This is a genomic window from Candidatus Babeliales bacterium (genome assembly GCA_040879965.1).
GTDB lineage: Bacteria > Babelota > Babeliae > Babelales > JACPOV01 > JBBDJI01.
Genome location: JBBDJI010000013.1, coordinates 447070 through 474063 on the forward strand (window position 1 = coordinate 447070; position 26994 = coordinate 474063).

General features: G+C 31.9%; 22 protein-coding genes and 2 tRNA genes. 9 read left to right on the plus strand and 15 right to left on the minus strand.

Annotated features, from left to right (window positions below):
- Window positions 1-182: 182 nt before the first annotated feature.
- The gene (locus WDZ41_05880) at window positions 183-1289 is read right to left on the minus strand and encodes a zinc finger MYND domain-containing protein (GenBank protein ID MEX0940860.1); all 1107 of its coding nucleotides are present in this window, start codon (window positions 1287-1289) and stop codon (window positions 183-185) included.
- A 276-nt stretch (window positions 1290-1565) separates the two neighbouring features.
- Window positions 1566-1964 (minus strand): hypothetical protein, encoded by a 399-nt coding sequence (locus WDZ41_05885; protein MEX0940861.1) that lies wholly within the window; start codon window positions 1962-1964, stop codon window positions 1566-1568.
- Between the two features lie 214 nt (window positions 1965-2178).
- Here WDZ41_05885 and WDZ41_05890 point away from each other — a divergent pair, with 214 nt between their 5' ends.
- Window positions 2179-2616: a hypothetical protein gene (locus WDZ41_05890; protein ID MEX0940862.1), complete on the plus strand. Its 438-nt coding sequence runs from the start codon at window positions 2179-2181 to the stop codon at window positions 2614-2616.
- A gap of 49 nt (window positions 2617-2665) precedes the next feature.
- On the opposite strand, the gene WDZ41_05895 is transcribed toward WDZ41_05890, so the two are convergent.
- Window positions 2666-4066, minus strand: coding sequence for an Npt1/Npt2 family nucleotide transporter (locus tag WDZ41_05895; protein ID MEX0940863.1), 1401 nt, complete (start codon window positions 4064-4066; stop codon window positions 2666-2668).
- Between the two features lie 401 nt (window positions 4067-4467).
- On the opposite strand from WDZ41_05895, the gene WDZ41_05900 reads away from it, so the two are divergent.
- Both WDZ41_05900 and WDZ41_05905 read left to right on the plus strand, forming a co-directional pair.
- On the plus strand, window positions 4468-4821 hold the full coding sequence (locus tag WDZ41_05900; GenBank protein MEX0940864.1) for a cupin domain-containing protein: 354 nt from the start codon (window positions 4468-4470) through the stop codon (window positions 4819-4821).
- Window positions 4822-4906: 85 nt separating this feature from the next.
- A complete protein-coding gene (locus WDZ41_05905) occupies window positions 4907-5338 on the plus strand; it encodes an arsenate reductase ArsC (GenBank protein MEX0940865.1) in 432 nt (143 codons plus the stop codon).
- Here the strand turns inward: WDZ41_05905 and gatA are convergent.
- The 4 genes from gatA to rsmG are packed head-to-tail and all read right to left on the minus strand — an operon-like array spanning window position 5335 to window position 9190.
- Window positions 5335-6783, minus strand: coding sequence for an Asp-tRNA(Asn)/Glu-tRNA(Gln) amidotransferase subunit GatA (gene gatA, locus WDZ41_05910; GenBank protein MEX0940866.1), 1449 nt, complete (start codon window positions 6781-6783; stop codon window positions 5335-5337). The two genes, WDZ41_05905 and gatA, sit on opposite strands and share 4 nt — an antisense overlap.
- 8 nt (window positions 6784-6791) lie before the next feature.
- Window positions 6792-7079 carry an Asp-tRNA(Asn)/Glu-tRNA(Gln) amidotransferase subunit GatC gene (gatC, locus tag WDZ41_05915; protein MEX0940867.1) on the minus strand — a complete coding sequence of 96 codons (288 nt, stop codon included), beginning with the start codon at window positions 7077-7079 and terminating at the stop codon, window positions 6792-6794.
- An 11-nt stretch (window positions 7080-7090) separates the two neighbouring features.
- The gene (locus tag WDZ41_05920; protein ID MEX0940868.1) at window positions 7091-8542 is read right to left on the minus strand and encodes an MATE family efflux transporter; all 1452 of its coding nucleotides are present in this window, start codon (window positions 8540-8542) and stop codon (window positions 7091-7093) included.
- Window positions 8543-8554: 12 nt separating this feature from the next.
- On the minus strand, window positions 8555-9190 hold the full coding sequence (gene rsmG / locus WDZ41_05925) for a 16S rRNA (guanine(527)-N(7))-methyltransferase RsmG (GenBank protein ID MEX0940869.1): 636 nt from the start codon (window positions 9188-9190) through the stop codon (window positions 8555-8557).
- Window positions 9191-9279: 89 nt separating this feature from the next.
- On the opposite strand from rsmG, the gene WDZ41_05930 reads away from it, so the two are divergent.
- Both WDZ41_05930 and WDZ41_05935 read left to right on the plus strand, forming a co-directional pair.
- Window positions 9280-9996 (plus strand): hypothetical protein, encoded by a 717-nt coding sequence (locus WDZ41_05930; GenBank protein ID MEX0940870.1) that lies wholly within the window; start codon window positions 9280-9282, stop codon window positions 9994-9996.
- Between the two features lie 100 nt (window positions 9997-10096).
- Window positions 10097-10717, plus strand: a complete 621-nt coding sequence (locus WDZ41_05935) for an orotidine 5'-phosphate decarboxylase / HUMPS family protein (GenBank protein MEX0940871.1) — start codon at window positions 10097-10099, stop codon at window positions 10715-10717.
- Window positions 10718-10725: 8 nt separating this feature from the next.
- Here the strand turns inward: WDZ41_05935 and WDZ41_05940 are convergent, their stop codons facing one another.
- Window positions 10726-15708: a hypothetical protein gene (locus WDZ41_05940; protein ID MEX0940872.1), complete on the minus strand. Its 4983-nt coding sequence runs from the start codon at window positions 15706-15708 to the stop codon at window positions 10726-10728.
- A 309-nt stretch (window positions 15709-16017) separates the two neighbouring features.
- Window positions 16018-16794 (minus strand): ankyrin repeat domain-containing protein, encoded by a 777-nt coding sequence (locus WDZ41_05945; GenBank protein MEX0940873.1) that lies wholly within the window; start codon window positions 16792-16794, stop codon window positions 16018-16020.
- 307 nt (window positions 16795-17101) lie between these two features.
- Here WDZ41_05945 and WDZ41_05950 point away from each other — a divergent pair, with 307 nt between their 5' ends.
- The 3 genes from WDZ41_05950 (at window position 17102) to WDZ41_05960 (ending at window position 21102) form a co-directional block, all read left to right on the plus strand.
- Window positions 17102-18427 carry a copper oxidase gene (locus WDZ41_05950; protein MEX0940874.1) on the plus strand — a complete coding sequence of 442 codons (1326 nt, stop codon included), beginning with the start codon at window positions 17102-17104 and terminating at the stop codon, window positions 18425-18427.
- Window positions 18417-19736 carry a TolC family protein gene (locus WDZ41_05955; protein ID MEX0940875.1) on the plus strand — a complete coding sequence of 440 codons (1320 nt, stop codon included), beginning with the start codon at window positions 18417-18419 and terminating at the stop codon, window positions 19734-19736. The genes WDZ41_05950 and WDZ41_05955 overlap by 11 nt, the downstream gene beginning before the upstream one ends.
- 184 nt (window positions 19737-19920) lie before the next feature.
- Entirely contained in the window at window positions 19921-21102 is a 1182-nt protein-coding gene (locus WDZ41_05960) for a M48 family metalloprotease (protein ID MEX0940876.1), read from the plus strand.
- A gap of 5 nt (window positions 21103-21107) precedes the next feature.
- Here the strand turns inward: WDZ41_05960 and WDZ41_05965 are convergent, their stop codons facing one another.
- The 6 genes from WDZ41_05965 to WDZ41_05990 all read right to left on the minus strand — a co-directional run bounded on the left by WDZ41_05965 (window position 21108) and on the right by WDZ41_05990 (window position 25909).
- Complete coding sequence (locus WDZ41_05965; protein MEX0940877.1) at window positions 21108-22853, minus strand: ATP-dependent DNA ligase; 1746 nt, start codon at window positions 22851-22853, stop codon at window positions 21108-21110.
- A 12-nt stretch (window positions 22854-22865) separates the two neighbouring features.
- Window positions 22866-23453 carry a glycerol-3-phosphate 1-O-acyltransferase PlsY gene (gene plsY / locus WDZ41_05970; GenBank protein ID MEX0940878.1) on the minus strand — a complete coding sequence of 196 codons (588 nt, stop codon included), beginning with the start codon at window positions 23451-23453 and terminating at the stop codon, window positions 22866-22868.
- Window positions 23434-24027 carry a CDP-diacylglycerol--glycerol-3-phosphate 3-phosphatidyltransferase gene (pgsA, locus tag WDZ41_05975; protein MEX0940879.1) on the minus strand — a complete coding sequence of 198 codons (594 nt, stop codon included), beginning with the start codon at window positions 24025-24027 and terminating at the stop codon, window positions 23434-23436. Before pgsA ends, plsY begins: the two co-directional genes overlap by 20 nt.
- A gap of 7 nt (window positions 24028-24034) precedes the next feature.
- Window positions 24035-24111: transfer RNA gene (locus WDZ41_05980), tRNA-Met, on the minus strand.
- A 23-nt stretch (window positions 24112-24134) separates the two neighbouring features.
- A complete protein-coding gene (secD, locus tag WDZ41_05985) occupies window positions 24135-25697 on the minus strand; it encodes a protein translocase subunit SecD (protein MEX0940880.1) in 1563 nt (520 codons plus the stop codon).
- Between the two features lie 125 nt (window positions 25698-25822).
- Window positions 25823-25909 (minus strand) — tRNA-Leu (locus tag WDZ41_05990).
- Window positions 25910-26104: 195 nt separating this feature from the next.
- Between WDZ41_05990 and WDZ41_05995 the strand changes: the two genes are divergently transcribed.
- A partial coding sequence (locus WDZ41_05995) for an ankyrin repeat domain-containing F-box protein (GenBank protein MEX0940881.1) occupies window positions 26105-26994 on the plus strand: 890 nt, incomplete at its 3' end.

Sequence of the window (26994 nt, forward strand, 5' to 3'; positions counted from 1 at the left end):
TAAATTCTAAAAGTTAGATTCTACAAAAAAAAAATCAAAAAAACATGTACATGCTCAAAATGGCAGCTTACATCTCTTGAAAATGAAAAAGTATTTAACAATTTTTCAGTAATTCTTTTGATTTAACTTCTGGTAAAGCACGCCCAGTTTCAGAAGCATTTGTATTCTTTGATCGATAAAATTTATTTTTTACAGTTGAGCTTATGTTTAGACCAACCATTTTTTTGACATTCTCTGCTGCAAAAATAGGTTGTTTTACAACTACCACATTTTTTTGCTGTTTCTTTTCCACAGATATCGCATAAAGAAAAAAATTCATATATTGGAGCCTTAACAGAAGAAGGAATTTTACTCGGCCAAATTATATTGCTTAAATATTCGGCATTAAGACCATTTTTTTGATCTTTATTAGCATATATCTCAAATCCATTTACTAATAAGTGTTTTTCTAAATTGTAAGTATGAAAAGCGCCAGCGCAAACCACTAAAAATTTATTTTTATTATTCAGAATTTTATGGAGTAAAGATAAATCTGAGACAACTGACTGCGCATAGCTAATATTGATAAACAATTGAGCTTTTAAATCAGGTTGCAATGCTTTAACTAAATAGAAAAAATGCAACTCATTATTCATATTTTTGTTTTTTACTTGGTAAGAAATAAAGCTATTAACACTTTTATAAAAATCTAATTTTTCAAAGACTATTTTTTGTAATTCATTAGGTAATTTTTTTATGATTTCACTTGCAATTTTTTCTTGTATTTGCAAACTATCTAAATAAGATTCAATCGAAGTTTTATTAAATTCTTCAGGGATCTGACAACCATTTTTAAGCGCTTGCGCCACTCCTTCGGTATTTGTTAACATTTCACGCACCCAAAAGTCACCTTCATTTCTTTCATCGAAAGAACAATATTCTATTGAAGCATGTTCCATATCATGAGCGATCGCATCTTTTATCGGAACGTGGATTGTACTGTTGTTGTATGTACTTTTGAAATTTTTAGTTTTGTAAGGGAATTCTATAAAAAAAGAACTTTTATTACTATGTTTAACTAAAGCAGCAATAAATTCTGATAATTCTCTTTGATGCTGCTTTGTTTCATCTTCACTCCGATCAGATGCATTCTCATGTTTATCATGAAGTAATATAATTTTTTGGCTCAATGATTTGTTTTCCAAACAAGAGATACCCACAACAACCGATAAAAGACTACTACTCGAAATAATAAATCCTAAATAGCTTGTAAATAATAAGAGTACATGAAAGCTTATTTTTTTACTCATTGAAACTCCACAATAATCTTTGGATTCTTATATACATATTAATTTCTATCTATTATTTTACAATAGAATATTTCAATTAACAACCGCTATAGGCCTAAGAATTAAGGTAATCAATATTTTTTGGACAGTTTTTTAGATTTAACTTCTGGTAAAGCGCACCAGTATCAGAAGTATTTGCATTTTTTGCTCTATAATAAAAAAGGCAGGATTTTTCCTACCTTTTTTTTATTCATGGCTAAGCAATATTGTGGCAAACTAAATTTTAAGGCTGGTTATTTAGTTTACTTCTTCACCGTTTTCTTCTTCCTGTTCTTCTTTTTCTTTTTCTTCGTCAGTAACTCTAACGGTCATAGAACGATTTGGTGATTTGCATGTTCTTATTTCAACTTCTAGAGGCGCACATTCATCATCAAACTTAATACAGCTTTTTTCTCCCCAGTAGTTTATTACATGAGGATTTGCGATCGGCATACCTTCTTTTTCAATAACAAAAGAAACGCAAACGCGTTCATCCATCGGTTCTACTTTTGCATTTACCGTAATATCATTTCTTACATCTTCTGCTACGATTGCTTCAGTCACTTCTCTATCTGGTGCTGAAACTACGATTTCTAATTTTTCTGCACAAATATTTGTCGCCGCGCTCAATAAAACTAACACAAGATACTTTTTCATTATGATCCTTTCCTTTCAACAATGAAAATATTGCCTAGGCCAATGAATATATTTTTAGCTTAAATTGTATTCATTTGATGTCAAATTCTCAATTAAAAAGTATACATTTATACAGGTATCCCATCAATTAGCTACCAAGCATTGTTTTAAAATTCGATTTTCTTTAAGTTGATTTTGAGTTGCATAAAAAATAACTTTTTTTGGAAAGGATATAATGAAGAAAAAATTAGCTTTTATTTTAATTTCCACTTTAGCTTCTTCAGCGCTTTATTCATTTGAACTGCCTTCTTTTTTGAAAAAAAAGGTCGAAATACCTGAAGCTCAAAATCCAGAGCCAAAAGATATGCGCATGATACAACAAGGGCTTGAATATTCTGAAGCGGGTGTTGAAAAAATAATTGAAAATCTTAAATCACAATTACAAGAACTCGCAAAGCAAATTGAATCTATACCCACATTGAAAGCTGAAATACAGGCACATTTAAAAAATAATGGGTTTGCAAACATTGATGAGATCACCACTGCTGAATTACAAGCAAAATTTGTTTTATATCTTGCACTTAAAATAAATGAAACCGATACCGATCAAGGCGAAAAAACAGTAAATGCCTCAATCGATCTTACAGAGTTAATCAAAGAAGCACAGAAATAAAAAGGGGCCTCAAGGCCCCTCAATTGCTACAATTTTTCAATAATTTTTTTTATTCTATAATTTCTTTATCTTGAATAAGCTGTTTATTTTTAGATCCAACAAATAAAGCGGCGACTATCCAAATTCCAATAAAACCAAAACCAAATATTGACCCATAAATCATTAAATCGGCCATATTATATTTAAAAGCATTCGTAACTTGCGCACCACCAGCTTTTGAAAAACGACTACCAAATGTATCAATCCATCCCTTGGATTTGAATTTTGCATCTTTACTGGTTGGAATATACATTATTTCTTTTGTTGGATTATTAACGGCATAACCAACTCCTTTAATAACTACCATCGCGGCAAATGTAGCCCATAGAAGGTACACAGTATCTGGCTTCATTAAAATAAAATATGAAAACAAGGAAAGTAATACACCACCAAAAACTACCGGAAAAATTAAAAGACTGATACGAATACCAAAATTCTTTATAATATAACGAGTGCCTAAAAGCGCAACGAGAAATGATATAAAATTTACACTTACCCCATACAAACTTTGAAACTGAGCAAAAGCAATTTCACTCGTATATTGCGGTGACATGCTTGCAAAGACTTGCATTTGATATTCTACAATTTGCGCAACTGCCTCATATAAAGTAGAAATAATGAGAACTCCAAGTAAATAAGGACGAGAAAATAATAAAACTAGTCCTGAAAGAAATCCTTCAATAAACCCTTCTTTTTTCTTCTCTGTTTGCGCAGCCTCAACATTACCAACTAATTGCTCACTCGGTACTGCTTTTAAAAAATAAGAAACGAGAGGAATTACCATAGCCACTAAAACACTTGCCAATAATAAAATAGGCCAAACTGAACCGATATATGCAGAAAAAAATAACATTGAAGAGCCTAAAATTGCGCTCAATTGTGCTACTGCTGCTATAAAAGGATATCCACGTTTTGCTGAGTCAGAATTCGTAATACTATTAGTAAATGACCAAAATAAAGCTACTACTAATGAACCAAAACTCTCAATGCCAAAATAAGTTATCCATCCAATTGCAGCAAGCGCCATTTTTCCCACATACTCTGCACCATATAAATCTTTAATAAATAGTAATCCTGCAACTATTGCAAAAAGAATAGTATAAAATGTACAAATAATATAAAAAAGTTGATGCTTTTTGACAATATCTACTAATTTTGAATAAATAAGTACCATCAAAAGGACGACGAATGGAGACCAAAATTTAGCGACTGGCTGGAATAAACATCCTTGTTCTGTTGCCCAGCCTAAACATTCCGGAAAAGCTATTTTTAAGAAAATGGTATTTTTTAAAAGACGTAAAAGCCAATAAGCGCCTATTATAAGAAAAAATATACCTGATAATAAGGAAAATTTTTTGATTTCATCTTTTTTTAGATCGGGATAAAAATAATGTATGATATTCGTAACCATAAAGGTCCTTTCTTAATAAGACGTTTAAATACTAATGATCCTCAATGGCATTTTGCCAACATGAGAATCATTTTTTCAATGAAAGCCTTAAGAAGGGTACCCTTACTCTGAATATGCATAATCTATTCACTATTATTATAGAATCAATGAGCAATAAAATCAATTAGTATTCATGAATAAAACAGTTAAAATATCAATTTTTTTTAAACTATCCTTAGCAAAACAAAAAGGAAAAACCCGAATGGTATATTGACAAATAGAGAATCATTATCGTAAAATAAAAAATAATCGCATATAGAATAATTATAGGGAAAAGAGCTATGAAAAAATTCTTATTTATATTTACGTTTTTATATATCGCCTATTTTGTTTCAATTCTGACCCATACAAAGGAAAATAATATGATTTTTCACAAAAATATTATGCATTTAACCAAAGAGAATGATAACTTTCGTAATGTTTTAGCAACGGGCATACATAGTCAGATTGTATTAATGTCTTTAAAACCGGGTGAGGACATCGGATACGAAGTTCATCATGATGTGGATCAAGTTTTGGTTTTTACAGAAGGTAATGGTTTAGCTCGCATTAATGATAAAGAATATAATATTTCCCCTGGAGATATTTTTTTAGTGCCAGCAGGAACTCAACACAACTTTATTAACACTGGCAAGCAAGATTTAAAATTATTTACCATTTATGCTCCCGCTGAACATGAACAAGGAATAATACAAAAATTGAAACCTAAAAAATAATGCGTAGATATTATAAATTTTTCTTACTATACAAAAATTTATTCCTTGAAAAATCCTTCAACTTAATGTGAACCCAAAGGGATATATGCGCATATTAATCATCTGTACACATAATGCTGCTCGTTCGGTTATGCTAGAAGGCTATTTAAAGCAATTAAAACCAATATGGAAAATATATTCTGCTGGCACTCAACCTTCAGACAAAGTAAACCCATTAGCAGTAAAGGTCATGGCTGAAGACTCTATTAATATTAGTGCTCATAAGCCAGCTCATGTATCAAATTTTCTTAACCAATCCTTTGATTATGTGATCACCGTGTGCGATGAAGCAAACAATGAATGCCCAACTTTTTCAGGAGATATAAAAAATATATTATATATACCTTTTCAAGATCCTTCAAAAATTTCAGGAAATGAAGAAAAAAAATTAGAAATTTTTCGTAAAATTAGAGATCAAATAAAGGAATTTGCATATTCTTTTATCAAAAAATCCTCTTCTCGCACCTTTAATATTTAATCTCTAAAATCTTCCGGATGCATTTTGTGCCACGGCGTTGCTTGCTCATATGCATATGCCAATTGATACAAACGCGCTTCAGAAAGACGTGGGCCAATTATTTGAAAACCAATTGGTAATTTATCTTTCGTAAATCCACACGGAATGGAAATTGCAGGAATACCCGCAATGTTTACCGCACAAGTAAAATAATCTTGTAAATCCATTTGTAGTTTATTTTCTGCAAAAGCACCGAATTTAAAAGCTGGTGCCGGCGTTGTGGGTGCAACGAGCATATCAACTTCCTTAAACGTTTCTATAAAATTATAATGCATCATTCGCTGCACTTTTTTGGCATTAACATAAAAGTCTGAAGCATGCCCAACTGATAATACATAATTACCGGTCATGATACGTGCTTTAACTTCTTGCCCAAAACCATCATGCCGTGTATTTGCATACATATCCGCTAATGTTTTTGCTTTTTTATCACGCATGCCATAACGTACACCGTCAAAGCGTGCTAAGTTTGATGCTGCTTCTGCACGGCTTAAAACAAAATAAACTGCTGCCGCATAATCTAAAATAGGCATTTGAATGCGTTTAATAATAGCACCTTGATTTTCTAACTGCTTAATAGCTGTTTCTATCGCTTCAAACACTTCAGGATCAACACCCTCAGCATGTAGCGCATTTTCAATGACGCCTATTTTTAGACCTTCTTTTATTTTGCCATCCAGCAATTGCGTATAATCTTTTTTATCAACAAATACACTTGAAGAATCTTTAACGTCATGCCCTGCAATAGCCGATAACACTAATGCATTATCTTTTACCGTACGAGTAGCGATACCAATTTGGTCTAATGAAGAACCGTAGGCAACTAACCCATTTCTTGAAACTAATCCATAAGTTGGCTTTAAACCAACAATACCACAAAAAGCGGCGGGTTGGCGAACTGATCCACCAGTTTCAGACCCTAAAGCCCATGGTACAAATCCGGCTGCAACTGCAGCAATTGAACCGCCGCTTGAACCGCCCGGTACACGTTCTAAATCCCAAGGATTTTTTGTTTTTTGAAACGCTGAAGTTTCTGTTGAACTGCCCATTGCAAATTCATCTAAGTTTGCGCGGCCTATTAAAAATGCGCCTGCTTTTTTTAAACGGGCAACTGCAGTAGCATCATATGTTGCTACAAAATTTTCAAGTATTTTTGATGCACAAGTTAATTTTCTATTTTTTTGGGAAATATTATCTTTGATAATACCAGGAATAGCCGATAAAAAACCATTACCCGCTTCTTTTAAAATCGATTCTTTATCGAATACTTGAAGCGCTGAACCAATTTTATTATCATACTTTGCAAAGCGTTTTAAATAATAATCTAATAGTTCTTCAGGAGAAATTTCTTTTTTATCAAGTTTTTCTCGTAGTTCACTGATAGTTGCAAATGCCAACGAGTTCATGTACATCCTTATTTATTTTCAATAATTTTTGGAACAACAAAATAATCTTGCTCGCGTTCAGGAGCACGTTCTAATATAGGTTCGGGATTAGTTTTTGCCACTACATCTTCTCGTAATACATTTACATTTTGATTTGATGGTTGCTCGATATCACCAGCGACTACTTCGCGTACACGCTCAGCATAAGTTAATAAATCTTGAATTTGTTTAGCTAATGGTGCTATTTCATGTTCATCAAGCCGCAATTGTGATATTTGTGCTATTTTGAGTAATTCTTCTTTAGAAATTTTTGTCATATTTCACCTAACTAAATTGCTTTTTGCTTCCATCGTTCACCACGAAATCGATAGATATATACAAGACTCATTAATCCATTACCGATATAAAAAGATCCATAAATAAATAAAAATTTGAGCATTTGATTTTCAATCGTCAAGTGCGCAAGAAAATATGATACCGGAACAAAATACGCTAAAAATATGAATAAACGTGTATACATAACAATTTTAACGTTTGCAGCACCCCGTAAAGCTCCCGATAAAATCAATTGTAGCAAATCAAAAAACACAAGTACACTGATAATCGGAAAAATTTTTGTTGAAAAATCAGTAAATTTGCCTTTTTGATCAAATATTTGAATAAAAAACTTTGGATTTAAAGAAAACACAACCAATATTGAAAATACAAATAGAGAAGCCATCAGAATGGTTTTTTTAATGTTTGATTTTATTCCCTGCCAATTACCAATACTATAAGCATTACTAACTAAAAACGTAATTACTTGCGCAAAAGCACCGGCCGGCTGAATAGCTAATCGTTCTAAATCTTTGATAACACTATAGCTCGCGATTGCATATTTGCCCATTGGATTGATTAAATAACCCAACCAAATATAAGCAGCCGCAAAAATTGCTTTATCAAGCACTACCGGCCAACTTAGTTTAAAAATTGAAACAATATGATCCCAATGTGCCAAATGCGTAAATAAATAAATGCCATATTTTCTATTTTCCGCATCAAACAATACATATCCAATTGCTAAAATAAGCATTATTGCGTATTGAAATACCGACGCCCATGCCGAACCCATTAATCCCAAAGCTGGTAATCCAAAATGCCCAAAAATAAGCCCGTAATCTAAAACCAGAAAAATAAGACCTCCAATTAAAAAAATTTGCATGGGAATTCTTGGCTTTTTTATGCCACGCAAAAAACCAATACAGGCAAAAAATACAAACATACAAAAGAGCGCAATGGCTTTTAAACGTAAAAACGGTACCCCAAATGCAATCATTTTTGGTGGCACACCATATAACAAGTAAATCCAGTAAGCACTATAATAAAGCATCAGCGCTATAGAACCCCCAACGATACAAGTTATCCAAAAAGAACTTGCTAATGAATGCCCTACTTGCTTATATTCTTTTTTGCCATTATATTGGCCAACCAAAATAACCGTGCCAATAGAAAAGCCTTCGGCTGCTTTAATAATAAAATGTATAAGTGTATTGGTAACCCCCACAGTAGCATATAAAGAGGTCGATTTTAATCCTGCAATCCATCGAGTATCAATCAGCGGAATAAGCGCATACAAAACAAGCGCGGTAATAAACTCAGGGAAAAAATAAGAAAGAATTTTTCCATATGATTCGCCATTACTCACATCAAAAATACCTTCCGCATAACTTTCAACTAATGATTTTTTGCGCATAGCATTGTGCGACTTATTAAGCGCTTCATTTTGGGTTAAATTATTCACTCTCTCTCCTTTTTATTGTGCACTAAAAAACACAAATTTTCGTTTTCTATTGCCAACTTTATAATGTTTCTCTTTTTTTATAAATGGCAATTCCTTATCCGCCGGTTGCCAATCAGTTGATGCCCAATAAATTAATTGAGCTTTTTTGTAAATACAACCAGGTTTAAACATTCTAAGTAATTCACTCGGTGCTAAAGAAGCGCGTGCACAAAAAATATCAATTGGATATTCTGTTTTTCTTAAAAAAGTACGCCAATCTAAACGAACGATTTCAATATTTTCAAGACCTAAAGTTTCTATTACTGACTCTAAAAATTGTATTCTTTTATAACTCACTTCAATTAATATAAGCGCCAAAGAAGGATAAAAAATTTTCAATGGTAATCCGGGAAATCCAGCGCCGGTTCCTATATCAGCAATCATTGATATCTGCTGAAAATCAACATAATCTTTAATCTGTAACGAATCCTGAAAATGATATAACAGCGCATTTTTTACTGTAGTAATAGCAGTTAAATCAATACGCTCATTCCATGAAAATAATTCCAAAAGATATTGTTTAAATTTTTGTGCTTTATCAGCATCAATTTTTTCATCTATAATAAATTGTTCAAACAAACGTTCTTCTTGTGGGTTTAATTTATACATTATTTAAACCTTTCTTTTCAAACCATAGATTTTGTATTTTCAACTCTGTTAATCTACCCATATGAAAACTTCTATAAAGTAGGATACTAATGAAACAAAGTATTCGCTTTTCTATTTTGCTTGTACTAATAGTAGGGTATCAGAATACTACTAGTATTAATATTATTACCTTTTTTATTCGTCCTTATCCAAAAACAGAAAAAATAGATAACGATGATAATGCTATGCATAAACTAACTATTCCTGGAAAAACAATAGGTAAAATACTTAAAAAAAATTACTTAACATTTAGCCCTGAAGGTATTTTTAGTACTTATACTGGTTATTTAGCAATTTCCAATTTTAATGGCCAAATTATTTTTCCTCGCAAACATCAAAAAGATATATTTAAAATACTTATCACTGAAAAAATAACGCCTATTATGATGATTGGCGCTACGGTACATCATTGGGAATTAAATCCAACCGTACCAGCACAATTATTTGTTATCGAACGCGAACAAAATCCTGAAACAAAAGAATATTTTTGGAATACTACAGAAATTGATTTGCCAGAAAACAATATAATATCACTTGATACTATTGTTATTTTTAGTAAACCACAAAATATGTTTATTCCGCTTGGCAAAAAGCTGACAAATAAAAATCCTCAAATTTATTTACCTGATATGTATGCAAAAAAATCAATAAATTTAATAGCGCGCGCATTATGGTTATTAACCATTAAACACTTTTTTAGCCCAATAGATTATACTGTCAAAAAGCAGTCTGATACATATTTTTCAAAGCAAATTACTTCAAAATAAACTAAAAATAATGCTATGCTAAGGGTACCTTTTTTCAAATGCTTTTAATATTGGTACACTGCTAGAACATAAATGAATTTTGTGTATATGAAGGGTTCGTATGAAAATTCAAATTTCTTTTGATTTAACTGATTTAGATAAAGCACTTTCTATTGCTACAAAAGTCGCTCCTTATGCGGACTCTCTTGAAATAGGTTCAATTCTCATTTATAAATATGGTTTACATGCCATTGAACAATTTCGCAAAGAATTTCCTGATAAAGTGTTGCTTGCTGATGCAAAAATAGTTGATAACGGCAAAAATGCAGTAACAATATTAGCAGAAGCAGGAACTAATTGGGTAACTGTCATGGCAGGAACCCGAAAGAATATTATCCATTCAGTAAGCACTACAGCACATGATCTTGGCAAACAAGTAATGCTTGATCTTCTTGATTCTTGTTCTTTAGGACAATCTGCCCTAGAAGCAAAAAGTATGGGTGTTGATGCGCTCTTATTACATCGTCCTCATGATGAAGAAGATGCCCTTAAATTCATGGATACATGGGATATGGTAAAAGGCAACTCATCATTACCAATATATGTTTCGGGGAAAATTACCGCAGATAATATTGATAAAATGAGGCTTCTTAAACCTGATGGCATTGTTATTAGTAAAGCAATAACAGAAGCAGAAAATCCGGAAGACGAAGCTAAAAAATTCAAGCAAGCATTAAGCTAAATTTATATTTACTGCTCTCCAAGCCATTCTTCTGCGGGCGCATTGATACTGCCACGTTCAGCAGAAATTGCTTTAAAAAATTCGGCAAATCGTCCTTCAGGAGATACGCCGCTTAAATAGTATTCTATATATATTTTACCAAATGATAAAAATAACGTATTGGCCCATTTTTGAATTGCTAAATAACCAATCATACGCTCAGTTGAACTTGCCGCCGTTATTTTTTTACTAAATTGTTCAAAACCACCATTTATAATTGTTTTGAAATCAGAACGAATAATTACTTTTTTGACTTCATCAAATGTTTCAAATGATAGATTATTTTGTTTCATATATGCATCAACGAGCTCCGCTGCTTTTTTGGTTTGCTCAGAATAATCTGCTTGCCCATTCTTTGTTTCTCTAAAAATATTTGCCCATGCTGAACAATCTTGATAATAGATTAATGCATCAAGCAAGGTTGTTCGTAATTGTTCAAATTTTTCGCACTCAGCAGGGCTCGCTAATGGGGATGGGCAAATTTGAATCTTGCCTACTAGTTGTTCTAAAGTTATTTCTTGTTGATCTATTTTTAAAGGTGCTAACAATGCTTGCCGATATTGCATCATATTATCAGTAGATCCTTCAAATGCGGCACGTAAAAATTTGATACTTATTTCAGAAAGTTTTTGTGGGTTTATATTTTTCATTGCTTTTATTGCCGCAATCGCAATTTTATAATAACGTAATGAGCCAAAATTATTTCCTTGTTTTATAAGTAAATCGCCTGCATTAATAAATGGTTGTGCAATTTTTAATTGTAATTCATCAACACGGTCAGGTTCTAAGGCTCGTGCCAATTGATAAAAATTCATAAGTTCTGCAAGCACGCCACTCCATGAACCTCGAGCTCCAGCAAAATATTCAAACGCTTGCGGATTGCCAATTAAAAATAGTTGAGCAGTATCACCGAGTAATATATAATTTTCACTTAATAGTTGATTAACTTTCTCAAGCACATTGTTATTTTTTTTGTAAAAATTAGCACCTAGTTGGTAGTAAGTAATAATGACGTCTTTTATATATCCCTTAATAATCGCATATGAATCAATAAAATCAGCTAATTTTACATGCATATTTTCTTTATTAATTTTTTTTATTGCAACAATATCTTTACGCGCTTTTTCAAGCTGATTTAATTCTTCAACATTCATCATTGGATCAATCGTATTTACATTTCCTCCATTCAATAGGAAATCAACTCTTTTTTTTGCCAAATAAGCTGCTGAAAGATAAGCATTACCCAATTTATCATTCATTTCTTGATAAATATCTTGTTGGCCACCAGAAACTAATAATTGTTGGCCATATTGTATATTTTTAACTGATGGATCAGCGAGCTTTTGCGTCCAAAAATAATAAGTATAGGCCATTGGATATCCACGATATGGTAATTCAGACATTGGCGTTTGATTTAATGGCGGCACGGCGAAAGTTGGTTGGTATAAGATTGATAACAAATAAGTATCACCCATCGGTGATTGGCGTAATTGTAAATGAATAGAGGATTTCTGTTGTTGTATTCTTTGATTAAGCATCTCTCTAAATGTATTTGCTTGTGCAAGTATATCAGTCACAACTGATAGCTGTTCTTGAGATACATTTGGTGCACTTCTTAATTGCAATTCTGGCGTAAAAACATTAAAAAATGCTATTCCCTTATCTTTTAAAATATTGCCTACATATAAAAGATAGGCATATACTTTTAATGTTTCTTCTGCCTGCTTTAATCCCTCCTTTGTTGGATTTTTTGCAAGATTTTGCAAATTAATTGGCAACGGAAAATAATCAGGTAATGGTTGTATAAAATTATAAATTTCGTATCGTTCAGGGACTGATAATCCCGCAACATTAACTTCTTTTATGCCATGCATATCTTCTTTATGTGGAATAACTAATTTTTGATAAGAATTTATCAAGGAACGCGTGTATGCTAAATCCCCTTTATTCTTAACCTCATCCGCTTTTAATGGATTATCAATTTTTTGATAATAACTTTCTGCTTGATAATAAATAGGGTATGCTTGTTCATAATTATTCTTATCAAATAATGAATCAGCCAATTTTTTAAATGCTTCAGCAAACATAGCATCCGGATAAGAAATAGTAATTGATAATTCTGCTTTATTATTCATAGGTTTTAATTGATAAGTAATGTTGCCTGAAGCATTATCAATGTTTTTTTCAAATAAAATAAATTGTTTCTGATCTTGCTGTGGTGCCAATGCCGTAATAATTGATTGCTGCGTATTTAATACTTGATCAAATCGCTCAAACCATCGAGTAATATTTTTTGTGTCAGATTTTAATGTTTCTATATCTTGCGTTATCGTTATTTTTTTAACTAATGCTTGAATGGTATTGAAAAATGGTTGGCTTAAATTTTTTATTTTTTTGAATATCGCATTGCGTTTTTCATCTTCTTTATCTTTAACATAGATAACATATTGGCGATAATAAATTAATGCGGTACCAATATTTGGATAATACAATTCTGATACATTTTGCTTGTATTGTTCGGCATATTCGGAGATTACGCGTAAATAATCACCGCGAGCTTCTGCTTTACCGAATTGCCAAGCGGTTAAATATTTTTGTAATACATCTTGCCATATATCATTCGCTTCACTTGTATAACCATTATTATCTTTTGATTGCCAAGCATCTTGAGTTAATTGTAATACATTTTTTTCTTGCGTTTGCGCAGCTTCGTATAGTGCCATAACATTTTCTTTTGTTTCTGAAATTGCTTGCAATTGTTCGGCTAAAAAAGCATTCATTTGTTCTGAAAGATAACGTGTTCTACCACCACTTGCTTGAATATAATATTGAAGAGCAACGAGTGGCTCCGCTTTTAATGCGCTTGCTACTTTGATATATATTCGCGCAATATGCCGATTGATCAATGTCTGAATCGTCCATACTTGGTCTTTAGTAAGTGTATTATTTAATGCTTGATCAGCGATTAAAGAAGGATAAATTAAAACATAACTCGATAAAGCTTTATTAAATATATCATCAGCATTTTTTGCAAATTGCAGTGATTGTGCATAAATAGACTTTGCCTGATTTAATCCATTAGTAGTGGCTAATGTTGCTAATCGATCTGCATTTAATACTTGTTCAAATGCTTTATTAATATTCTCAAGCACGCTTATAGAATTATCTAAAAAGGTAGTATTCTTACCGACTGCTTTAAAATAAGGTTTTGCTTTTTGATATGCTTGTGTTGCTTTTTCAATTGCTTGTGTAAATTCATCCAATATATCTTTATAATTTAAAGCTTCTTTATCATCATCAACTGAACTAATATAAGCCATATATGATTTAAATAATGCGTTATAATTTTTTAAAAAAGCAGAGAGATATGCAGCACCTTCTTTTATATTGTAATCTGCTTGCAATTGATTTTTTTTACTACTTACTTGTTGTGCATCAACTGCATCGCCACCACGCACAAAGCTTTCATACGCTTTTTGATATAAGTTAATAGCGGCAGTAATATTTTGCTGTTTTTCTGCTGCTTGCGCTTGCGCATATGATTGTTGTCCTTCTTGCAATTGTTGCGCAAAATTATTGAATTCTTGTGCATTGCTTTCATTACCCGCGATTTTATAATATTGATTTGCTTTTTTATAGGCATCAATAACAAGTGCTACTGCATCACTATTATCTTTATCTACCTTTAGGTTTTTTAAAATACTTTGTGCTCTATTAGTATAAAGTACCGCCATATAAGTATTTACTTTAGTAATCAATTGTTGAGCCGCTTTATCTTGTAGCAATTGCGTATGGGCCATCAATTCTTTATAAATTGCATAACCAATTACTAAATCTTGCTCATTAGGATCAACAACAGTAATAGACAGATCAAGCAATGCATTACCAAATGCATCAATACTCATTGATAATTTTTTTTGCTCATAATACGTCGTTACTTTGTGCGCATCATCACCAAAAAGCTTTTTCGCTTGTTGCTCAATAATCGCATCATATCCCTGAGCCAATACTGAACTTCCTTTTTGCATACCAGTTAACCGCTGGGCTAATGCAAAAAAATAATTATAATAAGGATGTTTATCTTTTTTTTGCTTAGATAATTCTTGGTACAATCTTTGTGCTTTATTAATAGTTGCAGAAACATCATCTAGAAAAAAATTAATTAATTGTTGCATCACGGCAGTTATATAGTTATTTTTATCATCAAAATTTATTGGAAAATCAATACTTGAATAAGTGGCATATAATGAAGATAATATTGTTTCATACTGTCTAGTTATTGTATTCACTTTTGCTCTATCTAAATTTCCAGTCTGTAAAAAAGTTATAATTGTTTGACGAGCAGCATCATTTGTTTTTTCAAGCGTTGGAATTATTTTACTAATTCCTTGCAACATTTTTTGTATTTTTTGTTGCATTACAATTTGTGCTGTTTCCTTTTCTTGTGCTTGTTTACTGGCTACTTGGCGTTGAATTTGATTATATTGACTTTCAATCTGCGCTATTGACCCTACAATTTGATAAGTAGATCTAACCGAATTTATCATTTGTTGCCGTGCTTGATTAATTAAAGGACTCAGTTGTGCCATTGCTTGATTTAAAGAATAATTTTTCTGACGATATTGCTGAACTACAGTATTCATTCGATTGAGAAAATTTTTATAAAGCAAATCTATTTTTTCTATTGACTGCGATACCGCTCCCTGTACTTTTTTAGCAACTGGATCAATATCTTTTTGTAGTACCGTTTGTCCTTGTTGTGGTAAAGCATCTATTTTTTTTTGCAATGCATCAACGCGGTCAGTTACATCAGTAACGGCAGATTTATTTTTTTTATATAATTCTTGTAAATCACTAAAATATTTTTGTAAATCAGGCGGCGTTTGTTGTGAAAATAGATTAAATGATAAAAAATACAATCCTACCAATAAAATAGGTGGCCGCAGCTTCATGCATATCCTTTTTTAATTTAATCATAACATTACTATGCAAAAGAAAGTAAAAACAAGAAATTAAAGTTAATTTTTAATAGTTAAAGCGTTTATAAATCCAGTAACCGATTGCTGGCAATGCTAAACTAAGAACACTGTATTTTGATTTAAAAGGATTAAATTGCTAAATTCTTGATTTTGTTTTTTCATTATCGATTGAGTCAACATCTGTATGAGTCGTTTGTTTTTCAAATGGTTTAACTTCTTTTTGGTTAACTTTGGCTAAAACTTCATCATTAGGTTTGGTATTAGATTTTTGACTTAAAAATTTTATGGCATCATTGTATTGATCTTGAGCATCTTTTCTTCTTCGGCTGCTTTTTCAAGCAATGTAATAATTTCTTGAAAATTCCAACGTTTAGCAAAATCTAAAGGAGTCCAGCCCTGGGTGTTTTTACTATCTACTTGAGCACCATTTGCAAGCAATAGCTTAACAACTTCAGGATAACCATTGTATGAAGCCGAATGTAAAGAAGTCCAGCCCTCGGTGTCTTGAATATCTATTGGAGCACCATTTTCAAGTAATAGTTTAACCACTGCACGATAACCATAGAATGAAGCCAAATGCAATGGAGTCTTGCCATAGTTGTTTTTAATCTTTAGAATTCTATCTATAATTTCTTTAGTCGATTTTGAATCATTATCCATAAATATTAATTGATCCTCTGAATGAGCAAAATTTTTGATAAGTATTTCTTTTATTTCTAGCTTTCTTTTTTTCCATAAATAGTTTTCTTTTAAAGAAAGTTTTGGATTAACATTTGAGAAATGATCATTTAATTGATTGGGCTTCTGATTAATTACCATATTAATTATATTATTAAATCTTTTACAAATTAATTTACTGTTGTTTAATTCTTTTATCGATTCATCTAATGCGGTACAGTTTTTTGGATTATTGAATTCTTCTTTAGATATTAAATTTAAAGCGATAATATTTAGTATATCACTAGGTAAATCCATAAGACTGGGAGAATTAGATTGCTCCATAGCATTGACAATGTTTCCTAAAAAAATAGTTAAAAATAAATAAAGAGCTTTTTTCATTTTTTGCCTTTTATAGTTAAATTTCATAATCTTATTCAATTATAAAATAATTCTGCAAAGAGTAAAGGAAAATAGTGAGTTTTTACAAACTAGAGGTTTTTTAGTCTATAAAAGTCATTAATTTTGTAATTTTTTCTATACTAATATTTGATAAACTCAATGCATCTTTTGCATAATTGAGGCTGATTCATATATTGCTCCTTCTAAAAAAATTACTCGGAAAACAAGTATTAATCAAAATAATACAATTAATTGATCATATTTACTTTCATTTTTAATTTGCTATGGTAATTGCAAAGGATAGTAAATGAAGTTATTATATTTTGTTTTTACATTATTTTTATTCACATTACAAAACAATGCTCAAAAATCTTTATCTTCTGATTGCGCTAATGGAACAAAAAATAATTGTTCTTGGTTCCATTCCTGGCATGAGAAAAATTCATTATTTCCTGAAAAAAAAGAATCTTGTAATGCAATAAAATATCAATTTGCCGAGCATCAACATGTTTTAAGACCAAAATTACCAAAAGTACTGCACACTAATTCAAATATAATTCCATGGAAAATTCCTGATGCACCAATTTCTCCATTACCACGATTAATGGGTAAACAAATGGGCACGGTAGAAACGCTTGGTATTCCTCCACTTGGCTATGAATTGGATGGCAATGTGAAAGTGTTTCATCTAGTTGCACAGCCAATAGAAAAATATATCACTGATGGCAAAAAACCGGAATATTATGATTTAGTTCCAAAAGAAAATAGAGTAATGCATGGACACCATGAACCAATAATTCAGAAAATTAAATGTTGGGGTTATAATGGCACAACGCCTGGCCCAACTATCGAAGCATTTGAAGGTGATCGTATTCGTATTGTTTTAAAAAATGAATTACCAGAACCAACTTCAATTCACTGGCATGGTATTGAAGTACCCAATAATCAAGATGGTGCCGCGCCAGAAACACAACGGCCAATTTTACCTGGTGAAACTTTTACTTATGAATTTACGCTCTATCAATCCGGCACGCTTATGTATCATTCTGGCTTTAATATTATGAAACAAGATCATTATGGATTGCATGGCATGGTTGTTATTCATCCAAAAAAATATGACAATCCGATCGATCGTGATATTGCTATATTTTTACAACAATTTAGACTTTTACCTGGTAATGATTTTCCTGATTTAATTAGTAATAAATTTAATTGGTTTACCTTTAATGGTTTTTCTGCACCAAGCATTCCAACTATTAAAGTAAAACAATATCAACGCGTACGCATACGTTTTGCTAATACTATTATGGATGCTCATCCAATTCATATTCACGGTTATGTTTGGGAAGAAGTTGGTACTGAAGGCGGGCCCATTCCACAATCGGCACGTAAAAAAGGATCGACTATCCAGGTTCCTTCCGGAACCACCCGCGATGTAGAATTTGTGGCATGGAATCCAGGCTTATGGCGTTTGCATTGTCATATGCTGCATCATGTAGTTAATGCACATACTGATTTGCCAATGGGCATTATGCCACACGGCGGCATGTTTACATTAATACATGTTGAACCAAAAGATCCAAATGCGCCATGGCAACATCCAAAAGAAAAAGAAGTATATCATGAGATATAACTCACTTTTTTTAATAACGTTTTTATTATTATTAAACGGATGCACACCGCTGCGCATACAAAAAGAATATAAAAGATTAGAATGTAAAGCAGAACAACATGTTAATCTTGATCTTTCTTTTTGCCAAGAACAAAAAACGCCTGTTGCAGATCCATATTCTTTAACGAAAAAACAAGCTATCGCTTTTGCTTTAGAATATAACAAAAATTTACAAGCACAATTAATAGATTTAGGTATAGCCAAAGCTGATTTAGTACGTGCAGGTTTTTTTACTAATCCACATCTTGAAAGCGTTTTTAAATTTCCCGATTCCGGTAATCAAGCAAATCTAGAAATTGTCGGCACCATGAAATTATCAGATTTTTGGCAAGTGCCAATTCGCAAAAATATTGCCTATGATGATCTTGAAATAATGACCTTATCGCTTATTCATACTATTTTACATATCACAGTAGAAACTAATTATGCCTATAATGACTGTCTGTTTCAAGAAGCACGATTAATATTGATCACTGAACTATATAATAAAATAAAAGAACTGCGTGACCGCCTTATATATCGTCAAAAATTTGGCTTTCAATCTTATTTTGATTTGCATGTGGCCAATGCAATGGTAGGTAGATGGCAAGCCGAAGTAGTTAATCAACAGATGATGTTGCAAAATAGTTACATTCATTTGCGCCAGCTTTTAGGATTACCTATAACTGAAACTTTCTTAAATTTGAGTGATACTTTAATTGATTCAACATATGAAATCCCATCAATTACCGCACTGGAAGAATATGGTATGCAGTATCGCCCTGAACTTGGTATAGCATTTTTTAATATTGAAAAAGCTAAAGATCAATTATCACTGCAAAAAGCAAAAATTATCGATAATGTAAATGCCGGCTTTACTTACGAACGTGATTTTGAACGAGCAAAAGGCTGGGGACCAGCATTAAGTTTTGATATTCCTATTTTTGATACAAAATATGCACAAATTGCAAAAGCAAAACAAGAAGTTAAAAAAGCAAAAAAAGTTTATTTGGCCCAAAAACAAATGAGGATGGAAGAAATTTATCATGCTTTTAATCTATTTCAAGCAAAACAACAAGAAGTAATAATTTATCAAGAAACTATTTTACCAGCACAGCAAAAAGCTATCGATTATGCCGCAAAATATTTAAATCGGATGCAATCAAATATGAAATTGCTTTTAGAAGCAGAAATTACTTTTTATGAAGCGCAACTTGCAAAACTTGCCAAACAATTCGAACTATCTCAGGCCTACGTTTCAGTCCAAAAAAGTATCGGGAAGCTATTATAACTATATTTGAAAGTAAACCTTAAAAGCTCCTATTCATTGTTTTCATTTGAAAATCATATCAGAAAATCAAGCCTTGTGCCATTTTGCTTGTTTTGCTCACCGTTGACAAATAGACAATTAAATATATAATTAATAATAAATACTCATTCCGTTTTTCATTTGTTCTATTTTTTGGGGGAAAATCATGAATTTTAAACGATTTATATACTTGCATATATTCATTTATTTTTTCTCTATTAGCTTTTGGCATTTTTCTTCTTTATTTTGTACAGAAATCTCTTTTCAATATTTATCTGAACATATTAATAAAGCAATGTATTTTGAAAAAATGAAAAGTTACACCAAAAATTATCTCCCTGTATGTTTCCCTATTAAACCCGTTTTATTAGATTTTCACCAAGCAAAAGAAGATAGTGAAAAAAATAAAACCGTTGAACTAGCCTTACATGAAATACTTAATGAAAATTTAACAGCATCAAGGCCTGTCTCAATAAAATTAGTAAGTGATAGTTGCTGTCATGCATTTGAATTGCATTATGAAAAAGAACTTAAAATGTATAATAACATATTTTCAATTTCTTATGATCCAATTTATGCAAAACATTTCACCAAAGATGAAATTAAATTTGCTCTAACCCATGAAATTGGTCATATAGATCAACTAGATGAAACTAGGGACGCCAATTCTTTAAAAGACATTGTCAATCGATTATATGAAGAAATATACTGCAGAGGAAATTACCTAGAAAAAGCATATGTCTTTAGTATGTATTTAAAATTACTTTTTTTTCTACACTTATGGAAAGCTCAGATAACAAATATATTACAGTCTACCGAATTACGTTCAGATCTGTATTCTCTCATAATAACTAAAAATTGTGATGCCGCTATCAGTTTTTTTAAAAAAGACAAGCAAGAAAAACAATTTCAATATCTTTTAGATATCGTTTTAAAATCTAGTTGGTTAAGAGATCAAAAAATTTCTGAAAATCAAGTATCAAGTGAAATGAAAAAAATACTAAATTCACTAGATTCATTCATAAGGCAAAACAAAAATACCAATAAAAAGATCGAGCAAGTACAGACTGAGCTATTTGAACAATATAGAAATAATTTTTTACAAGATAAACAAAATCAACATGTTATTGATGAAAAAAAATTCAATAGAGAATTTAAACAATTAAAAAAATATTACTTTCCCACTACATTTTGCGATTATGTAAAACAAAAAATCAGGAATCTTTTCTTTCCTCAAATAAAAACCCATCCTTCTTTTAATAAACGAATAGCAGCTATAGAAAAATATAGACAAGAAGGTGATATTATTTTAACTAATGCAATTAAGGAAATTAATGAAGTTGATTAATTTTATTATTTCATTTTAAATTGATCTTCGTATAAACGCTTTAATTCCGCAATAGTTGTTGATTCTTCAGGTCCTTTATCGGGACGATAGCCCATAAAGCGTGGAAAGCGAAGCGCATAACCTAATTTTTCTTTTGTTTTACCCGCCGTATGTAATGGTGATAAGGTAATCTCATCAGCACGAATCATACAAACTAATTCAGGATAAACCCATGTATCAGGATAAAGTTCTTTTGCACTTACTACATTTTTTGGTTTTTCATCAGTTTTAATGGCATCACATTTTTTCTTGAGTTCTTTCCAACCTTCATCAGTTAAACCGGTACCAATTTTTGCAACTGTTTCAAAATGATCTTCATTTTTATTATAAACGCCGACTAAAAACGCACCAATACCAAAAGTCGCACGTTTTCCAGAACCGGCATAATAACCAAGAATGACACAATCTAGCGTATCCTCTAAATGTCCTTCTTCTTGGCGCTTAAATTTAATCCAATTAAAATTACGCTTGCCCGGTTGATAAATGGCATCCGGTTTTTTTACTACGATACCTTCTAATCCAATATCCATTTGTTTATTAAAATATTCTTCTAATTCTTTTGCAGAATTAATTACAACTTCACCGATTACTTGAACTTTATCTCCTTTATACCCTTGCATAACGCCTAATAATTTTTGGCGTCGATCTTCATGCGTTTGATCGAGATATTGTTGGCCATCAAGATACAGCAAATCGAAAAGATATACCCGTAGTGGAAATTCGGATATCGCTTGTTCAATACCATGCTTCCGTTTACGTTTTACTGTTTCTTGAAAAGGTAAAAAAGTTCCCGTATTTGGCTCATATGCTATCGCTTCGCCTTCAGCAATCATTGTTTGAATATTAAGATCTAAGAGTGCTTCAACTAAATCAGGAAACATATGAGACATATCAATTAAGTGACGAGAAAAAAATTCTACACGTGGCTTTATGGTTGTTTTATCAATATGAATTTGAATTCGAAATCCATCTAATTTTGGTTGCGCTACGCAGTTGCCTAATTTTTTAAAAATATCTTGGGCAGTAGGCATCCGTTCTGCAGCTGCTGGCCTGATAGGAATGCCAACATGAATCTTCATTTTATCAAGCGCTTCGATCCCTTCAGCTTTAAGTGTTGAAGCAATTAAACCAATATCAACACAAATATTATACGCATGCTCAATACGCTTACGTAATGTTTTGTTACCAACTTCCATCCAGGAAAGCGCATCGATTATCGTCATCTCAGAAAAACCAAGCCGTAAAGTACCTAATATAATGCGCACAATAAATTTCGCCGATAATGGCTCAACTTGTTTGAGTAATTGTAAGGTTCGTGTTGCTTTTGCTTCTTGAGATCCCTCGCCACCGATTGCTTCAATTGCGCATAACTCATCATATACTTGCAATACGGTTAAATATTTCTCTGGTTGATAAGTAGCATGTTCAGTTATTACAATTCCCAAATCACCGAATTTTCGTGCATCTTGTGTTACTTCTTTTATTGGTAATGAAAGTAAATCAGCTAGCACTTTAATTAAACTTTTTTCAGCTAAATTAAATTGAGTTCCTTGATATGGCGGGCGTAATAAGCCAAGAGAAAGATTACAAATAATGCCAATTTCTTTATCGGTTGTTTGTAGGAATAACTCTGCTAAAAGTTTTGTCATTTCAATACGAGAATTTTCCGCTTCAATTTTTTCAAATTGTTCAGCAACTTTCTTAAACTGCATTGACATTCTTACCTAACTTTTTTTCGAATTATTATTTAAAAATTTTCTTATATTTTCTTTATGCCGATAAATTCCCCACATACTCATCCCAGCCATCAGACAACTTAATGATATATCAACTTGTTGCCATGCAATTATTACGAACACACTTACAAGAGATATAATTGAAGCTAAACCAACTGTTTTAGTTGCGATTAAAACACAAAGCCATATCGCTAATAAAATAGGTATCAAAGAAGGAATCAGCGCTAACATAATACCAACGCTTGTTGCTACCCCTTTTCCACCCCGCCATTGAAAAAAAATTGAATAACTATTGCCCAAAACAAGGCCAATTGCTGCAAGAATTTGTATATTTTTAGTAATATCAAAATATTGTATTATTTTTAGCAAACTAAATGCTTTACCAGCATCTAATAAAAAAACTAAAAAAAAGTATCCAATGCCCAGTAAGCGCGCAACATTCGTTGCACCGATATTTCCAGAGCCTTTTCGTGAGATATCTTTAATACCATTAAAACGTGCAATCCAGGCACCAGAAGGGATTGCTCCAATTAAATAACTTGATATAAAAATAATACTAGTTAAAAGTACCCTCATATATCCTCAAATTAACTTCTTTCAAAAATTTTCTTAAATAAAAATAAGCAGAACCCAATGTCAAAATCAAGGCAGCACTAAGTAATATTGTTTCAAATACTGTCCACCAATAATTTTCAATCCATAGTGGTTTTAATATCAACATAGTTAGATAGAGCATCTGCACTCCGGTCTTTGCTTTGCCAAATGAAGAAACATCGATACGTACTTTATTTTCTAATGCAAGAATACGTAATCCCATTATAAAAAATTCACGACCAATAAAAATAATTGCCCATAAAAAAAAGATACGATTAATTACAAGCAACCCCACAAGCGTTGAAAACAAAAGAAATTTATCCGCAATAGGATCTAAAACTTTACCTAATATTGATTCTTGTTGCCATTTACGTGCTAAATAGCCATCAAAAAAGTCACTTAAACAAAAAAGAATGAAAATTAATGCAATCAAAATTTGTATAAAATGGGAAACATATGGCGATACATAAATTAACAATAGCGGCATCAAAATTGGTGCAATTATTAGACGAGATAGCGTTAAAATAAGAGGAGCAGTAAGATTATATTTTTTCATTATTTTTTGGTGGCGACGCGAGGATTCGAACCTCGGACCTACGGATTATGATTCCGCCGCTCTGACCTACTGAGCTACGCCGCCAAGTTATTTGCTTATATTATATACTAAATACTTAATTTTTGAACATTAAATGTTGAAAGTAATAAATTAAATAAAGATCGTAAAAAGAATAAACCGGTAATTAATGTTGCAATGATACCGACCATCATAGTTACTGCAAATCCTTGAATTGGACCTGTCCCAAATTTATACAAGACTGCACCAACTAAGAATGTAGTAATATTTGAATCTAAAATAACAACCATCGCATCAGAAAAACCAAGATCTACTGCTTTTCGAATTGTTATGCCTGTCGCCAATTCTTCTTTAATTTTTTCAAAAATTAAGATCGAAGCATCAATTGCCATACCAGTTGTAAGTACCATGCCGGCAATACCTGGCAACGTTAATGTCGCTCGTAACCATGCGAGTGCAAGCATAATCACTAAAAGATTATAAAGCAGGGTTAAAAATGCAAAAAATCCTGAAAGCTTATACATAATTAAACTAAAGAAGAATAATAATACGAGGCCAAACAAGCATGCCATTAATCCGGCATTAATCGATTCTTGACCTAAAGTTGGCCCAATTTGGCGCTCTTCTTCAAAAGTAACTGGAGCCACAAACGCGCCGGACTTAAGCAAGCTTGCTAATTGCGCGGCACCTTCTTGCGTGAAATCACCATGAATATAACCTTCAGCACCAATTTCAGTTGAAACGCGCGGTGCAGAAATAACTATGCCATCAAGTATTACCGCAAGATTTCGATTATAATTTTTTCTGGTTAATTCGCGGAACTTTTCCCCACCTTCGGGAGAAAATTTAAAATGAACTACAATTTCTGTACCAGTTTGACCACCAAAGCCAGTGTAAGCATCTTTTAATAGGCGCCCTGTTAAATCAGTATATTTTGGTACTAGATAATAAGTATGCCTATCTTTACCTGGAATAATTTCCATCCCATCTGGCAATTCACCATCATATTCATCAAGAATTTCGTCTTCACTGCCAGCCATACGTTCTATTAATTTAATCTCAAGCAACGCAGCTTTACCGATCATCGCCTTCGCTTTTTTAGGGTCATCCACATTAGGTAATTCGATAATGATATTTTTTTCACCCTGTGGTGCAATAGTAATTTCTCCTAATACTCCTAATCGGGTACGTAAAACATCAATATTGCTATGTACAGCCCATTCTCTAATTTTTTGTGCAACGACATCTTTTAACGAAACCTTGAGCGTAGTATCTTCAATAACCGTTTTTAATGCATTATCTTTTTCACCAATAAATTGAGCGGCATCATTAACTGCATGAACCGAATCAAACTTATAAATAATATGATTATCTTGAATACTATGTGATTTTGGGCCCTCAATATTGGCCTTTTTCATTTGGTTTATTAATGACTGCATTTTATCGTACATTTCAGCTTCAATAGCCTTTTCTGTTTGTACCGATAATGTTATGTAAGTGCCACCCACCAAATCGATACCAAATTTAAGCCTATCAGGCCTCAATTGAACACGACCATCTTTGAAGGTAAATAAATAAAACAAACCTAAAGCTGCGATGATTAGCCAACCAAAGAAAGCGGACGTAAAAAAATTACGTATGGAAAGATTCATTAAGTGTTCCTTTCTGTTTATCTTACCTACTCACCAATTTTCAAAAATTTATCTATTTTGAACATTATAATCAGTTTTTTTGCATATTTCTATAAGATCTATGGAATCTATATCGAAAGTACAATTGGTGCCGAAGAGGGGACTCGAACCCCTACAGGATTTCTCCCACAGCCACCTCAAGGCTGCGTGTCTACCAATTTCACCACCTCGGCATTATTTAAGCATCGAAAATGTACCAGATTTCTCGTGGTTTATCAAATATTAGTATAGCAAAAATTATAAAAAATTAATGACTTTTATAGACTAAAAAACCTCTAGCTTGCAAAAACTCACTATTTTCATTTACTTTTTATAAAATTATTTTATAATTGAATAAGATTATGAAATTCAACTATAAAAGGCAAAAGATGAAAAAAACACTTTATTTATTCTTAACTATTTTTTTAGGGAACACTGTCAATGCCATGGAGCAATCTAATTCTCCACTGATGAAGCTACCCAATGAAATGTTAATAAAAATTTTGTCTTTTACTGATTTTATAGATAAAGAAAAATTCAATGATCCAAAAAACGTTACGGATTTAGATGAATCAGTAAAATTAAAAAACCTTAAATTAGTTTGTAAAAACTTTAACACTGCTGGCACCGCATTAATCAACATAAGCCTCAAAAACTTAGAATCATATAATTCTGACAACCAATTCTCAAATGTTAACCAAGAACTCTCTTTAAAAAAAAACTATTTATTGAAAAAAAGAAATCTTATCTTTCCAGAAATAAAAGAAATACTTATTGAAGTCTTTCCTTTCGTCAATGAATTAGCATTTATGGATGATGATTCAAAATCTGTTAAAGAAAGTGGCGATCAAATTATAAGATTATTTTTGGATAATTCTTCTTATTATTGCGGGCTTAATAAAACTAATATGGAAAAAATTTGGGGGCCTCTTTGTGAGAATAATTTATTTACTAATTTGAATAATATTAAAAATCGCAAACATGGCCAAACTCCTTTGCATTTGGCTTCACTTTATGATTATCCTGAAGTTGTTAAGCTATTGCTTGAAAATGGTGCTAAAGTTGATATTCAAGATTACTGTGGCGATACTCCTTTACATGGTGCTTCATTTAGTGGTCATACTGAAGTTGTTAAGCTATTGCTTGAAAATGGTGCTCCAATAGATATTCAAGATAACTTTGGCGATACTCCTTTGTATTCGGCTTCAGTCAGAAATCATCCTAAAGTTGTTAAGCTATTGCTTGAAAATGGTGCTCCAATAGATATTCAAGATAACTT

Bases quoted from the DNA above. Each gene is read 5' to 3' on its own strand.
- WDZ41_05880 (MEX0940860.1), bottom strand. From the start codon at position 1,289: ATGAGTAAAAAAATAAGCTTTCATGTACTCTTATTATTTACAAGCTAT.
- WDZ41_05885 (MEX0940861.1), bottom strand. From the start codon at position 1,964: ATGAAAAAGTATCTTGTGTTAGTTTTATTGAGCGCGGCGACAAATATT.
- WDZ41_05890 (MEX0940862.1), top strand. From the start codon at position 2,179: ATGAAGAAAAAATTAGCTTTTATTTTAATTTCCACTTTAGCTTCTTCA.
- WDZ41_05895 (MEX0940863.1), bottom strand. From the start codon at position 4,066: ATGGTTACGAATATCATACATTATTTTTATCCCGATCTAAAAAAAGAT.
- WDZ41_05900 (MEX0940864.1), top strand. From the start codon at position 4,468: ATGATTTTTCACAAAAATATTATGCATTTAACCAAAGAGAATGATAAC.
- WDZ41_05905 (MEX0940865.1), top strand. From the start codon at position 4,907: ATGCGCATATTAATCATCTGTACACATAATGCTGCTCGTTCGGTTATG.
- gatA (MEX0940866.1), bottom strand. From the start codon at position 6,783: ATGAACTCGTTGGCATTTGCAACTATCAGTGAACTACGAGAAAAACTT.
- gatC (MEX0940867.1), bottom strand. From the start codon at position 7,079: ATGACAAAAATTTCTAAAGAAGAATTACTCAAAATAGCACAAATATCA.
- rsmG (MEX0940869.1), bottom strand. From the start codon at position 9,190: ATGTATAAATTAAACCCACAAGAAGAACGTTTGTTTGAACAATTTATT.
- WDZ41_05930 (MEX0940870.1), top strand. From the start codon at position 9,280: ATGAAACAAAGTATTCGCTTTTCTATTTTGCTTGTACTAATAGTAGGG.
- WDZ41_05935 (MEX0940871.1), top strand. From the start codon at position 10,097: ATGAAAATTCAAATTTCTTTTGATTTAACTGATTTAGATAAAGCACTT.
- WDZ41_05940 (MEX0940872.1), bottom strand. From the start codon at position 15,708: ATGAAGCTGCGGCCACCTATTTTATTGGTAGGATTGTATTTTTTATCA.
- WDZ41_05945 (MEX0940873.1), bottom strand. From the start codon at position 16,794: ATGAAAAAAGCTCTTTATTTATTTTTAACTATTTTTTTAGGAAACATT.
- WDZ41_05950 (MEX0940874.1), top strand. From the start codon at position 17,102: ATGAAGTTATTATATTTTGTTTTTACATTATTTTTATTCACATTACAA.
- WDZ41_05955 (MEX0940875.1), top strand. From the start codon at position 18,417: ATGAGATATAACTCACTTTTTTTAATAACGTTTTTATTATTATTAAAC.
- WDZ41_05960 (MEX0940876.1), top strand. From the start codon at position 19,921: ATGAATTTTAAACGATTTATATACTTGCATATATTCATTTATTTTTTC.
- WDZ41_05965 (MEX0940877.1), bottom strand. From the start codon at position 22,853: ATGCAGTTTAAGAAAGTTGCTGAACAATTTGAAAAAATTGAAGCGGAA.
- plsY (MEX0940878.1), bottom strand. From the start codon at position 23,453: ATGAGGGTACTTTTAACTAGTATTATTTTTATATCAAGTTATTTAATT.
- pgsA (MEX0940879.1), bottom strand. From the start codon at position 24,027: ATGAAAAAATATAATCTTACTGCTCCTCTTATTTTAACGCTATCTCGT.
- secD (MEX0940880.1), bottom strand. From the start codon at position 25,697: ATGAATCTTTCCATACGTAATTTTTTTACGTCCGCTTTCTTTGGTTGG.